Genomic DNA, 13,030 nt, shown 5'->3' with positions numbered 1-13,030 from the left:
CGTTCTTGATTTATGGCCAAACCAACCAGCACATACCGCTTGCAATTTCATAAGGATTTCAATTTAGATGCTTTAGAAGAAATTGTAGAATATTTAAACCAATTGGGTGTTCAAACTATTTATGCTTCACCGTTATTAGCTGCAACGCCGGGCAGCACGCATGGCTACGATGGAATTGATACGCAACGAATCAATCCGGAAATTGGAAGTAAGGCTCAACTCATTAAGCTGAAGCGAAAATTGGACCAACTCGGAATGGGATGGTTACAAGATATTGTGCCGAATCACATGGCATTTCATCCGAAAAACAGCTGGTTGATGGATGTTTTGGAGAAAGGAAATTCATCCGTCTACGCGAAGCATTTCGACACCTCATTTGGAAGCGATTTCATGAGCGATAAGTTAATGGTTCCGATACTTGGCCAGTCCTTACGTCAGGTTTGTGAAGCCAAAGAAGTACAAATTGGTTATGCAAAAGGAAGATTCTTTGTCATCTATTTCGATCAACAGTTCCCGGTTTCTATAAACGCATACGCCGAACTGCTGTACCCATTGCTCGATGATTCTGAAAACAAAGCAACTATACAGAAATTGATCCAAGATATCGTGCCTTTAATCGACTCCGCAAATGATCATTATGTAAAGGTAGATGACTGGAAGGCGATTCAAAATCACATTCATGCTACGATTCGATTAGCGCCTTTGAATAGCATATTGCTCCGGCATTTGAATTCCATTAATAATGATCAAACCGCGTTAGAAAGCTTTCTTGAACGGCAGAGTTATCGCCTTTGCCATTGGCAGGAAACCGATAAGCAAATGAATTATCGCCGCTTTTTTACCGTAAACGGTTTGATCTGTATGCAGATTGATCGGCCGGAGGTTTTTGCAGATGCACACCAATTGATTAAAGAATTGGTGGATAAACGCATTTTTGACGGTTTACGAATTGATCATATTGATGGGTTGTATAATCCTTCGAAATACCTACGTGATCTCAGGAAATTATCTGGCGAACAAACCTACATCGTCGCCGAAAAAATTTTAGAAACCAGAGAAGATCTACCTACCGATTGGCCGATCGATGGCACAACGGGTTATGACTTTTTAGCATGGTGCAATAACCTATTTACCAACCAAAACAGTGAATGTGCTTTAACGGATTTTTACAATGAATTTACGGGCAATATCACTGATGCATCAAATTTGGTACTGCAGAAAAAATCAGATATTCTTACCAATCACATGCAAGGCGAACTGGATAATCTCTATCGTTATCTGATCCGTTTAGAATTGTTACCAAACGATGTTGACGTCGAAAGCACTAATCTGAAAGCAGCTATTGCTGCGTTATTGGTATATTTTCCGACTTACCGACAATACGACGAAAGTTTTCCGCGGAAAAAATCTTCCTATCGAACCGTAAAGGAAGTATTTGATAAAATACTTATTGATAAATATGCTCCGAAAAAGGCGGTAAAAGCTTTATGGGACATCGTGAAGAAAGCACAAAAGGATAGCGACGAATTATTTCGCGAGCGGGCTACTAAATTTTTCACACGCTGTATGCAATTTACGGGTCCTGTTATGGCGAAAGGTGTGGAAGATACGTTGATGTACACCTACCACCGCTTAATCGGCAGACATGAAGTAGGCGATCACCCGGAAAACTTTGGATTGTCGGCAGATGCATTCCATATCGCTATGAAGGAGCGTGCAGAAAAATGGCCAAACGCTATGAATGGAAGCGCAACGCACGATACGAAACGTGGCGAAGATCAGCGTGCCCGCTTGCAAGTAATCGCAGCTATTCCGGAAATTTGGATAGAACAAGTAAAGTCCTGGGAACAAATCGTCGAGCGAGAGTTCAAAAAGTCACTTCCGCATCCCAACGATCGTTATTTTCTGTATCAAACCTTATTTGGATCCTACCAAATGCCTGGAAATACGGATGACACATACGAAGATCGTCTGCGCGCCTATTTGGAAAAATATCTTCGTGAAGGAAAGGAAAGATCTGACTGGGCCACTCCGAATGAAGAGTATGAGGAAGCATTTTGTTCCTTTGCCTCCGATTTACTTAAAAATGCTCCGGCATTTCTAAATAGCCTAAAAGATTTTATAGCCAACTATGCGGATTCGGGAATTATAAACGGGTTATCGCAATTAATATTAAAGTTCACATGTCCTGGAATTCCAGATACCTATCAGGGCACCGAACTATGGGAATTGGGCTTTGTCGATCCAGACAACCGAAGGCCCGTCGATTACGATTTGAGAAAAAAATACATGCGAGACATCACGTCAAATTCTTTCGAAAATCAATGGTCGGATCTTTGGGAGAATCGCTACTCTGGCAAAATAAAATTAGCGCTTACACATCGTTTATTGCAGCTTAGAAACGAGCGAACGGAACTCTTTCAATCTGGCAGCTATGTACCCTTGCGAGTGACTGGAGTTCTTGCAGATCGCATTTTCGCATTTGCACGGCGCTATAAAGATGATTGGTTAATTGTCGCCGTACCGTTGCACACCGCTGGCTTTTCAGCGTCTGCTGAGCCTACCTCTCAAGCTTTTGATTGGCAGGACACTAAAATTCATTTCCCGGACGCGAAGCAATTACATTGGAAAAACTCGATATCAGCAGAAAAAGGTGTTGGATCAACATTGCTTGTTAGCGATATCTTCGCCGAAGCGCCATTCGCTATCCTAACCGCAGAAAGCGAGCACAACGAACGCAGCGCCGGTATCGTCATGCATATTACGTCACTTCCTTCCGAAAAAGGTTGCGGCGACTTAGGATTTTCCGCTTACCAATTTGTTCAGCAGTTGTCCAAAGCTGGACAACGTTGGTGGCAAATCTTACCTTTAGGTCCAACAGTTAAAGATCAGCATTATTCGCCCTACAGCACATGGAGTGCATTCGCAGGAAATCCGTTGCTTATTGATACTGATCAGTTCACTGGAAGCGAACAAGTCATTAACGAACAAACTCGAAAATTCAAAAAGGCAAACTTCGATTTTGCTCACCAATTGAAAGAACCAATTCTTCGTCGCGCTTATAAAGACTTCAACGTGAAATTGGATCGATCTTTCCAAAAATTCTGCAAAAAAGAGCAACACTGGTTGGATGATTACGCTCTTTTTGTAGTCATTCGGGAAAAGCAAAAAAATCGACCATGGTACAAATGGGAATCGAAATACAGGGAGCGCGATATGGAAGCACTCTCGGAGATAACCGTCAAGTATGCTGAAGATATTGATTACCAGCGATGGTTACAATATATCTTTAACCAGCAGTGGCAAAAATTAAGAAATTATGCACACGCTCATGGCATTTATTTTTTAGGAGATGTGCCGATCTACGTGAGTTATGATTCAGCGGATGTATGGGCAAACCAAAAACTATTTGCCCTAAATACAGATGGATCTATGCAATATATTGCCGGCGTTCCGCCAGATTATTTCAATGAAGATGGACAGCTTTGGGGCATGCCTGTTTTTCGTTGGGAAACGCACATAAAAAGCGGTTTTAACTGGTGGATTGCTCGTTTGCAAAAAAATATAGCTTGGTTCGATAGCGTTCGCTTAGATCATTTTCGTGCCTTTAGTTCGTATTGGGAAGTGCCCGCTAAAGCTAAAACAGCGCGAGATGGAAAGTGGCAACCTGCGCCCGGCAAATTGCTGTTTCGTCGCGCAAAAAAAATACTCGGAGAATTGCCGTTCATAGCGGAAGATCTAGGTGATATCGATGATCAAGTTTACGCTTTGCGTGATAGTTACAACATGGCGGGAATGAAGGTTTTGCAATTTGCTTTTGGAGAGGATATTGCGACCTCACCTCATATCCCACATCAGCATACAGAAAACTTTATCGTGTATACAGGCACGCACGATAACGACACGACGCGTGGCTGGTTCAAAAACGAGTTAGATAAAGCAAGTAGAGACCGATTATCAACCTACACAACATTGGATGAACATGCGATCAGCGATTCACTTATCAAGTTGGCATACGGATCGAAAGGAAAAATGGTCATTATTCCAATGCAAGATGTACTAAATCTCAAAAGCTCTTCACGCATGAATAAACCGGCCACAACAGAAGGAAATTGGCTTTGGATGATGAAGTCGGATGCCTTTACAGATGAAAGAATCCAATTTTTAAGGATGTTGACCGATGTTTTCGGTCGAGATTAATGTAGTTGATTTGATTTATAAAGTTGATAACGTTGATAATTGCGATCGAATAGACGGAAATGAAGCCAATCTGTGAATTTGTAAAGGTGTAAAGCGCTAATACGATCCGTTGGGTAAGTTGATTTTAGAGGGCATAAAGTTGTTCCTTCGTCTACTCCTATTAGTTATCCGATGTTCTCCCGATCATTATTTGCAATAGTGCAATATAGGATCGACGTTAACTAGCTTCGCATAATCGATGGAAGGAATATGGCTATCATGGTTTTTATATTGCCATGTCCCATCGTCATCTTTCTGAAAAGTGATGATGTAGTTAATTCCTAGCGGCGCTTTAGGTGGTTGTGGTCGATGGACATAAATGCTTACGCGAACGCAGTCGCTTTGCAAGGTGTTTTCCCCTTCTTTTTCTTCGACAAATTGACGCGCTTTTGCTATGGCCTTATCTAAAATTGTTTGTTTGGTGTTCATAGAAAAAATGGCTTGGATGGTACAAAAAAGTAGTCGATAGCATGACTCACATCCTTTCGACTACTTGAATACGTTTTCGTTTATTTCCGAACGAATTTATGGATGACCATATCCGCCAGCTACGCCAACGATTTGACCATGTGAGTAACTAGATGTTGTGTCCGCCAACAATACAAAAACTGCGGCCAATTCAACTGGTTGTCCCGCTCTTTCTAAAGGCGCTGTTTTTCCAAATTCTGGGATAGCGTCTGCGGGCTGTCCACCACAAACTTGCAATGGCGTCCAAATCGGACCAGGCGACACGCCATTTACGCGAATCCCTTTAGGGCCAAGCTGTTTAGATAACGATTTTACATAAGCTACATTTGCAGCTTTAGTTTGTGCATAATCAAATAGATTAGCGCTTGGGTCATACGCTTGAACGGATGACGTGGCAATGATGGCCGAGCCTGGTTGTAGATGCTCCAAAGCGGCTTTGGTAATCCAATATGGTGCGTAGATATTTGTTTTCATAGTTAGATCAAAATCCTCCGAACTAATGTCGGCGATCGACTCATGGCTTTTTTGCTTCGCTGCGTTGTTTACCAAAATATCTAAACCACCCAGTTTCTTTACAGCGCTCTCCACCAATTCGATACAAAAATTTTCATCAGTGATATCCCCGGGAATTGCATAACCTTTCTGCCCAGACTCCGCGATGTGGCGAATCACTTCTTGCGCATCTTCCTCTTCATGTGGCAGATAATTGATAACTACATCCGCGCCTTCCCTCGCATATGCAATAGCGGCAGCTCGTCCTATTCCCGAATCTCCACCTGTGATGAGTGCTTTTCTTCCTTTTAGTTTACCTGATCCCACATACGATGTCTCTCCATGATCTGGAATAGGATTCATTTTGGAGGCTAAACCAGGAAATGGTTGCTGCTGTTTCTCATAAGGAGGTTGAGGAAATCGAGTAAGTGGATTTTCTAGTGTTTTTTGATTGTCATTTGCCATATTATGTGTGTTTTGTTCTTTAGTTGTGTATTTGTCGAATACCAACATTCGCGTTGATATATCTAATACGAATTACGAACAGATATGTTTAAAAGAATGTGACAACACGAATCCTCAACATATCTATTGCGGTTTGTACGTTCGTACTATAGCCAAATACTTTTCTTTTAACGTGAATAATCTGGTTTTACAAAGCATTCTTTTTGTAAGTAAACCAAGCACCTGATCAATTGTTATTCAATTACGGGTTATCAAACAGTACGCTTTGTAGTCTCGATATACTATGGGACGAAATAAGTGGCGGATCGTGAGATGACATGTGTTTAGGAACATAAAAAACAGGAAAAATGGTGGTAGGAAAAAAACGGTCGAACTGGGTAAAACATCTTATGAGAATAAAACTTGGGGCATTTATGTTGTACGCAGGCATAGCGCATTTAACTTTTAAAAGAAAATCCTTTCGTGCACAAGTTCCTCCTAACCTACCGATCTCCACAGATCGTGTGGTTGTCTGGTCAGGTTACGTAGAAATATTATTGGGTTTACTCGTTTTATTCAGAGGTCATCGCGACCCGCGAGTCGGGAAAGCATTAGCAGCATTTTTCGTTGCTGTTTTTCCAGGAAACATAGCGCAATATATTTATCGTCGCGACGCATTTGGATTAAATTCTGATCAAGCAAGATTTGCTCGTTTATTTTTCCAGCCTATTTTGATTGCGTTATCACTTTGGAGTATGCATGCAACTAAGCATAAGGAACTAGTTTAAAAATATAATATTAATTCAAATTCACATAAATCAAAAAAAATAATATGGCACAATTAAGTTTAAACAGGGCAGGAAAAACAACAGATATACATTATTCTGATCAGGGATCTGGAAAACCAGTTGTATTGATTCACGGATGGCCATTGAGTCATACCTCGTGGGAAAATCAAATTCCAGCGCTGGTGGACGCTGGATACCGCGTAGTTGCTTATGATCGTCGCGGTTTTGGCGATTCTACAACTGGAGATAGTTATGACTATGATACGTTAGCTTCAGATTTAGACGCTTTGTTGAGCGAGTTGGATCTGCACGATGTTACTTTAGTGGGATTCTCGATGGGAGGTGGTGAAGTCATTCGCTATGTGACCAATCACGGAACAGATCGCGTTTCAAAACTTGCATTGGTAGCATCCATCGTCCCTTTAGTGAAACAAAAATCTGATAATCCCGATGGCGTACCTCAAGAAGATTTGGATGAAATTCTAGAAGCGGTGAAATCAGATCGTATTGCGTTCTTAAAAGATTTTCACAAACAGTTCTACAACGCTGATAAAAATCCTGATGCAGTTTCGGAAGCGCAACTTAGCACGGATCTAGCCGTATCATCCGCCGCCGATGCTACGGCTACTGTTGAAGCTGCGAAAGCTTGGATGGATACTGATTTTCGAGCAGAATCAGAAGCCATCACATTGCCTACATTAATTGTTCATGGAAAAGCAGATCAAACTGTACCGATCACTACATCCGCTGAACAGGCTGCCAAACTAATTTCCAATAGTGAGCTAAAGGTTTACGAAGATGCTCCCCACGGATTGAATGTCACCCATGCAGAAAAATTGAACAGCGATTTGATTGCATTTTTAGGTAAATAAATAAAATAGGTGAATAAAATAATAGCCGAGCAAATGAAGAATTGCTCGGCTATTATTTTTCGCAACATATGCTAACGTCTTTATGCAGCACTTCCAATAGCCTGCTCAATCATATTCAAAAATTCTTCTACATCAAATGGCTTCGCCATAAATTGATCGGCGCCCGCTTCATCGGCTACTTGTAATCCATCCCTACTGGCGGAAATACAAATGATATACAGGTTTTTAAGTTCCTGATTTGCTCGGATTCGTTTGATTAGCTGATCACCAGTTACGATTGGCATCCAAAGATCGACAATCAAAATGTCGGGTTTAAACTGCAATAGGCGGTCGTATGCGTGAACACTGTCCGTTTCCGTAAAAGTATCTACATCTTCCAGCTCCAAAACCATCTCCAGCATATCTGTGATTCCTTTGTCGTCGTCACAAATAAAAACTCTCTTCTTTGCCATATTTTCCTAACCGATATATTTGTTTACACATCTAAATATCTACTCAGCTTCATACGCTAACGATGATTTAGGTATACAAATGTATGTACCAATTGTCATACCAGAAAAGATTTTTAAAAATTTTCCCAATTAATTTTTAAACAAAAGGAAGATACTGGAAGTGTTGCTTGAAGTGTTCAAAAATTTGGCTTCTCCACCGTATTCTTGCATCAACCTATTCAACGTTTTAAGTGCGATAGGCTGATCGTCCCCAGGTATTCTCGCATTCGTCATAATATCGTAAACGATAAAGTCGTTCTTTGTTGAGCTATTGACAACGATCTCCGTATCATTCGTAGCGTATAACGTACCAATGTTTAACGCAGATTGTATGGAGAGTGAAAATATTTTTTTGAAAAATGCTTCCGAGATCTTCAATGGCGCAATCTTTCCGACACGAAGTTGGCTTGGTTTGATTTCCTTGCAAGACGTATTATATTCGTAAATCTTCTGAATCGCACTTTGCTGCTTGCTCGCTTCTGCAGATGAATTGCCCTTGTTGACAGTACTATTGTTACCTAGCTTATCGGCAATGAGCTTTTCCATACTTTGTACGGCATCTGCAACCATGCTTACCCATTTTTTTTGATCGTCAGCCGTCATGTTGGGTCTAGATTGTATATACTGCATGCCGAGCTTTATCACTGAAAGTGGATTTCGTAAATCGTGTGATAACGCTCGATTTTGCGATCTCATTTTCTGATCCAAGGAAGTACTGCTTTTGCTTTCCACCACCTCTTCAACGTAGTGAAACATGGCTTCTGTGTCGCCTGCATCGTTTAAGACAGGCTGCAAATACCAATCGAGGTATTTCGTGACCACATCTCCATCGAGTTCTAGATAAATAGGGTAAGCATTTACGCGGTAGTTTCGTTTGCGATCCCAGACTTCTTGTAACAACGTATTTAGCCCTACATTAAGCGTATCTGTAACGATGTCTACGAATCGCTTCCCCACTAATATGGTCTGGTTTCCCAAAATTTCTGCCATCCCCTCATTGGCAAATCCGACCTCCAAATCTCTAGATATATATAGCATCGCCGGATGATTAGAACGATGCAATATGTTTAAAAGCACTAACTCATTATTACTCATGCTATTTTTTAGATTCATTTACACAGATGACACACCGACGTCAACAGAACTCAGTTCTTGCTTTATGCCTTCTAAAAACTGACTTCTAAATCTTTCGATTTGTCTCACATTTTTAACACCAACTTGGATAGATACCTTATAAGCATCAGCTTGAATGTCCTTGGTATATACCTTCATAGGTATCGTTTTATCTACATATCGATCGTTTTTCAAACGCGTTTTCAAACGATCTTTCACATTTTCGATGTCTGACGACCCGGTAATAGACAAGTCCATATTCACGCGAATGTCTGTATTTGAAAAAGTCCAATTTACCAACCTTCCAGAAAACAGGTCCGCATTTGGAATGATGACTTTGGCACCCTGATCCGTTTGCAAAACACTTGACCGTATCCCAATCTCCAAAACTTGTCCTTTTTTATCTGCCAACTCAATGTAGTCGCCAATTTTGAAAGGTTTTTCGAAAATCAAAATGACACCCGACACCAAATTATTGATGATATTTTGCAACCCGAAACCTATCCCCACCGTTAATGCTCCCACGATAACCGTTAATTTATCGAGACCGAGGCCCAATATACTTATCGCGATGAAAAAACTTACAATTACAAGTATAAGGCGAAAAAGCGGAAATAATGACATCCTTTTCACTTGTAACTCATCAGAAGAGGGATCATTGAGTAAATGTTTCAAATTCTTTTGAATCCAGTTTGCGCCCCAAATAACAAAAATTGCGATCAATAAATTCGCATAGTTAAATGTTATTCCACCTAGCGGGCGATCTTTCAGCATGACGCTTTTGATGAATGTAGAAGTTTGTTCGGTGATGGCTAAATTATTAATTAACACTATAGCTGCTATGATGGTCGTCAGAAAGGATAGTAACCTTCTAAAACTTCCCAACATACGCAGTAAATCGAACCTACGGAGGAGATTGTCTGGTGTAACGGATTGATACTGTTGCTCGACATCGCGTAAGATCATCTCGCAAAATGCACGCAACGCCAATGCCTGAATTAATCCGACGCTAGCCGCTATGCTACATACCCGAGCAGCGTGCATGTATCCAAGTGCATTATTTATAATAGCAAGTGCGAAACCCAATAAGATAATCCATTTGGCAAATGGACGGATATAGCTAACGGGTTCTCGTTCTAAGTTTTGCTTACCTAATCGCCAAGTTAACCACAATGCAGCAACATTCAATAGCCCAACTATAGCTCTACTCCAAATCGCTTCCGAAATGATCAGATTGCCCGCAATTAGCAATAAATAGAGAATAAAGAGCACTTGAAATATGCGCTTTTGTTCCACCGAAAATTGCGTGTACAGCAGAATATATAAGAAAATAAATATAACCAAGTAACTCAGCTGAATTACAACTATTGGAATGATATACGACGTGAGTGGCAGCAAGATCAAAAAGAAAACAAATGATTTGAGTATTGGAATCCAAATTGGAAAATGCTTAAATAAAACCCATCGATGGCGACTGTTATCTTCTTTTCTCCCCAATAAAAACATCCAGTACAAATAGCCTATTGTCAATAAAATCAATAATATTCTACCGCTCCATGCTGGATAGTCGAAAAATTCGTTTATAGGTTTATCACTATCCAAATTTCGGCGAATGGACGTGATGACACGTTTAGTAGTGGGCGGCTGCATCAAGTCTTCCGAAGCATTTGCGTTTCTTAAACTATCATTGGTTAGAGAATCATCTGACAAGGTTCCATTACTTACTACGCGATCCAGTAAATTATCTAAACGTTTATCTAGTTGCAACAAAGAATCTTCGACACCTGCCTGTAATGCCCTCACTTCTTGCATAATTTGCCCACCTTCAGACGAATCGGAATCCGGCAAATTATTTTCCTTCTTTTGACGATCAATTTCTTGTCTGTATTGTCGGATATCTCGCTTTAATAGCGTAATATCTTGCACACGGCGATTAAGAACCTCCTCAGGAATCGGCGTAAGTGTATCGGAGTTTCCCACCTGTTTAATGCCGTTACGGTCTCCCTGCAAGCTATCAATTTGCTGGGTTAGATTGCCAACTCGTAACTGAAGGTTGGTAAGTTTAGTGTCGACAGGTTTTGTCCTAGATGATTGATCGGAACCACTATCTTGTTGCTGTAAATTATTGTTAGTAGAAATTACGCTATCAACGTCATTATCGGAAAGGCTACTGTCCTGCTGTCCGAAAGTCGGTATTGCTAACGAGATAAAAATGCCCACAAACCACATTTGTACGGCTATTTGGAGTTTTTTTGTCATAACTCCCCATATAACAATTCCTACTAAAACATGTTTTCAATAATTCGGGCAGATCGTATTTATGCGTATCCAATCGCGTATTTCGGCAGAGAACCATTTTAGTAGAATGCTGTTATCAATAAGAAATGTACTATCAACGGATTAAAAAAACAAACATGATTAACACCACATACTTATCCAACTCATCAATTCCAGATCACGAGGATGTGCCTGATCCAGAAGAACGCGACCATCCAACTCCTTTAGAAGAAAACGGCGAGCCAACCATATTGCCACCGATACCGGATCGCGGATTTCCCGGAGAAGAGATTGGCGATTAAATAATTAAACAGAACTATTAGATTAATATGATTGAAACAGCGCAACAGAAATTAGAATCGGAAGCATTCTATAAGCAAGCACTAGAGTTGTTAAACGAAAGTGGTTGCCATTACATGCTGGGCGGAGCCTTTGCCATGTTTCAGTACACGGGCATTTTTAGGGATACCAAAGATTTAGATATCTTTTGTAAAAGCAGCGAATACCCTAAAATATTAAAGGCGTTCGCCGAAAAAGGTTATCGTACCGAACTTACGGATGTACGTTGGTTAGCCAAAGTTTTCCATGGAGAATATTTTATCGATATCATTTTCGACACGGTAAATAACATCTGTACAGTCGACGATTATTGGTATGAGCGAGCGACTATCGGCAAGTTTGCGGGTATCGATGTCAAGTTTATCCCTGTGGAAGAACTAATATGGTGCAAACTGTATGTACAAAATCGCGAGCGAAATGATAGTGCGGACGTGAACCACATTATTCTTCGCTATGGCAAGGATGTAGATTGGAAGCATTTACTATACCGAATGGATCCACATTGGCACATCTTGCTGGCGCAATTGTTGATTTTTCAGTTCGTCTACCCTGCTGATTATCGCGAGATACTACCACAATGGTTATTCGACGACTTAATGAACAGAGCGCATGAACAATATGATCTTCCTGCGCCGGTGGAAAAAGTTTGTCGAGGCCCAATGATTGATCAAACGCAATATCAAGTCGATATTAAAGAATGGAATTATAAGAGTTATACGATTACGACGATATAGAACGATAAAGTATGAACGCAAAACGTAGCAAGAAGAAAGTAGTAGCGGCCATGGCCGACATTCACATCAAAATGGGCGACCGTGGCAAGATGAGGGAAATCTTTGAAGAGGTTTCTGATCATGCGGATGTGTTGGTGATCTGCGGCGACTTGACTGACACTGGCGATGAAGACGAAGCGAAGATATTGGCGGATGATCTGCGCTATTTGCAGATTCCGGTCCTGGGCGTGCTGGGAAATCACGATTACGAGAAAGGTCGCCAAAAGATGATTAAGCAAATCCTCACAGAGAATAACATGACCATTTTGGATGGCGAGGCAAAAGTAGTTGCCGACATTGGCTTTGCAGGTGTGAAAGGATTTGGTGGCGGGTTCGACCAATACATGTTGTCTGTGTTTGGAGAAGACATGATGAAATCCTTTGTACACGAAGTCGTCAACGAATCATTGCAATTGGAACGCGCATTAACGCGCCTAGATCAAGAACATCCCGAAATTCCTAAAATAGCCTTGCTCCACTATGCTCCTATCAAAGAAACTGTTGCCGGCGAGCCAGAAGTGCTTTTCCCATTTTTAGGATCGTCGCGACTGGCAGAACCGCTAAACCGGGGGAAAGTCGTCGCTGCATTTCATGGTCACGCACATGCCGGAACGTTGGAAGGTGCTACTACCGAAGGAATTCCAGTGTTCAACGTGGCGTTACCGGTTTTAAAGAAATCGAAAATCGACTGCTGTTACTATTTAATGGATGTTTAAGGCATTGCGTATTACACG

General features: G+C 41.1%; 11 protein-coding genes. 6 read left to right on the top strand and 5 right to left on the bottom strand.

Annotated elements, in window-relative coordinates; all coding sequences use genetic code 11:
- Positions 1-12 precede the first annotated feature (12 nt).
- Positions 13-4,200, top strand: a complete 4,188-nt coding sequence (treY, locus tag ACFSQ3_RS07430) for a malto-oligosyltrehalose synthase (protein ID WP_380868905.1) — start codon at positions 13-15, stop codon at positions 4,198-4,200.
- A gap of 186 nt (positions 4,201-4,386) precedes the next feature.
- Here treY and ACFSQ3_RS07425 read toward each other — a convergent pair whose 3' ends face one another.
- Both ACFSQ3_RS07425 and ACFSQ3_RS07420 read right to left on the bottom strand, forming a co-directional pair.
- Positions 4,387-4,668, bottom strand: a complete 282-nt coding sequence (locus ACFSQ3_RS07425; protein WP_380868904.1) for a hypothetical protein — start codon at positions 4,666-4,668, stop codon at positions 4,387-4,389.
- A gap of 96 nt (positions 4,669-4,764) precedes the next feature.
- The gene (locus ACFSQ3_RS07420) at positions 4,765-5,664 is read right to left on the bottom strand and encodes an SDR family oxidoreductase (protein ID WP_380868903.1); all 900 of its coding nucleotides are present in this window, start codon (positions 5,662-5,664) and stop codon (positions 4,765-4,767) included.
- 389 nt (positions 5,665-6,053) lie between these two features.
- Between ACFSQ3_RS07420 and ACFSQ3_RS07415 the strand changes: the two genes are divergently transcribed.
- Positions 6,054-6,431, top strand: a complete 378-nt coding sequence (locus tag ACFSQ3_RS07415; protein ID WP_380868902.1) for a DoxX family protein — start codon at positions 6,054-6,056, stop codon at positions 6,429-6,431.
- A gap of 44 nt (positions 6,432-6,475) precedes the next feature.
- Positions 6,476-7,303, top strand: a complete 828-nt coding sequence (locus ACFSQ3_RS07410) for an alpha/beta fold hydrolase (protein WP_380868901.1) — start codon at positions 6,476-6,478, stop codon at positions 7,301-7,303.
- Between the two features lie 80 nt (positions 7,304-7,383).
- On the opposite strand, the gene ACFSQ3_RS07405 is transcribed toward ACFSQ3_RS07410, so the two are convergent.
- The 3 genes from ACFSQ3_RS07405 to ACFSQ3_RS07395 form a co-directional block, all read right to left on the bottom strand.
- Positions 7,384-7,755 (bottom strand): response regulator, encoded by a 372-nt coding sequence (locus tag ACFSQ3_RS07405; RefSeq protein WP_380868900.1) that lies wholly within the window; start codon positions 7,753-7,755, stop codon positions 7,384-7,386.
- 129 nt (positions 7,756-7,884) lie between these two features.
- Positions 7,885-8,889: a histidine kinase dimerization/phospho-acceptor domain-containing protein gene (locus tag ACFSQ3_RS07400; protein ID WP_380868899.1), complete on the bottom strand. Its 1,005-nt coding sequence runs from the start codon at positions 8,887-8,889 to the stop codon at positions 7,885-7,887.
- 18 nt (positions 8,890-8,907) lie between these two features.
- Entirely contained in the window at positions 8,908-11,166 is a 2,259-nt protein-coding gene (locus tag ACFSQ3_RS07395) for a mechanosensitive ion channel domain-containing protein (RefSeq protein WP_380868898.1), read from the bottom strand.
- Positions 11,167-11,321: 155 nt separating this feature from the next.
- On the opposite strand from ACFSQ3_RS07395, the gene ACFSQ3_RS07390 reads away from it, so the two are divergent.
- The 3 genes from ACFSQ3_RS07390 to ACFSQ3_RS07380 are packed head-to-tail and all read left to right on the top strand — an operon-like array spanning position 11,322 to position 13,012.
- Positions 11,322-11,486 carry a hypothetical protein gene (locus ACFSQ3_RS07390; RefSeq protein ID WP_380868897.1) on the top strand — a complete coding sequence of 55 codons (165 nt, stop codon included), beginning with the start codon at positions 11,322-11,324 and terminating at the stop codon, positions 11,484-11,486.
- Between the two features lie 27 nt (positions 11,487-11,513).
- Positions 11,514-12,257, top strand: a complete 744-nt coding sequence (locus ACFSQ3_RS07385) for a nucleotidyltransferase (protein WP_380868896.1) — start codon at positions 11,514-11,516, stop codon at positions 12,255-12,257.
- Between the two features lie 11 nt (positions 12,258-12,268).
- Positions 12,269-13,012: a metallophosphoesterase family protein gene (locus ACFSQ3_RS07380; RefSeq protein ID WP_380868895.1), complete on the top strand. Its 744-nt coding sequence runs from the start codon at positions 12,269-12,271 to the stop codon at positions 13,010-13,012.
- Positions 13,013-13,030 lie beyond the last annotated feature (18 nt).

The sequence above is a fragment of the Sphingobacterium corticis genome (assembly GCF_042684745.1).
Taxonomy (GTDB): Bacteria; Bacteroidota; Bacteroidia; order Sphingobacteriales; family Sphingobacteriaceae; genus Sphingobacterium; species Sphingobacterium corticis.
Note: the sequence above shows the minus strand (reverse complement) of the source record. Positions and strands in the feature narration are given on the sequence as shown.

What these genes read in the sequence shown, in the direction of transcription:
- ACFSQ3_RS07385 (WP_380868896.1), top strand. Translation starts at nt 11,514, where the DNA reads ATGATTGAAACAGCGCAACAGAAATTAGAATCGGAAGCATTCTATAAG.
- ACFSQ3_RS07390 (WP_380868897.1), top strand. Translation starts at nt 11,322, where the DNA reads ATGATTAACACCACATACTTATCCAACTCATCAATTCCAGATCACGAG.
- treY (WP_380868905.1), top strand. Translation starts at nt 13, where the DNA reads ATGGCCAAACCAACCAGCACATACCGCTTGCAATTTCATAAGGATTTC.
- ACFSQ3_RS07380 (WP_380868895.1), top strand. Translation starts at nt 12,269, where the DNA reads ATGAACGCAAAACGTAGCAAGAAGAAAGTAGTAGCGGCCATGGCCGAC.
- ACFSQ3_RS07410 (WP_380868901.1), top strand. Translation starts at nt 6,476, where the DNA reads ATGGCACAATTAAGTTTAAACAGGGCAGGAAAAACAACAGATATACAT.
- ACFSQ3_RS07395 (WP_380868898.1), bottom strand. Translation starts at nt 11,166, where the DNA reads ATGACAAAAAAACTCCAAATAGCCGTACAAATGTGGTTTGTGGGCATT.
- ACFSQ3_RS07405 (WP_380868900.1), bottom strand. Translation starts at nt 7,755, where the DNA reads ATGGCAAAGAAGAGAGTTTTTATTTGTGACGACGACAAAGGAATCACA.
- ACFSQ3_RS07400 (WP_380868899.1), bottom strand. Translation starts at nt 8,889, where the DNA reads ATGAGTAATAATGAGTTAGTGCTTTTAAACATATTGCATCGTTCTAAT.
- ACFSQ3_RS07420 (WP_380868903.1), bottom strand. Translation starts at nt 5,664, where the DNA reads ATGGCAAATGACAATCAAAAAACACTAGAAAATCCACTTACTCGATTT.
- ACFSQ3_RS07425 (WP_380868904.1), bottom strand. Translation starts at nt 4,668, where the DNA reads ATGAACACCAAACAAACAATTTTAGATAAGGCCATAGCAAAAGCGCGT.
- ACFSQ3_RS07415 (WP_380868902.1), top strand. Translation starts at nt 6,054, where the DNA reads ATGAGAATAAAACTTGGGGCATTTATGTTGTACGCAGGCATAGCGCAT.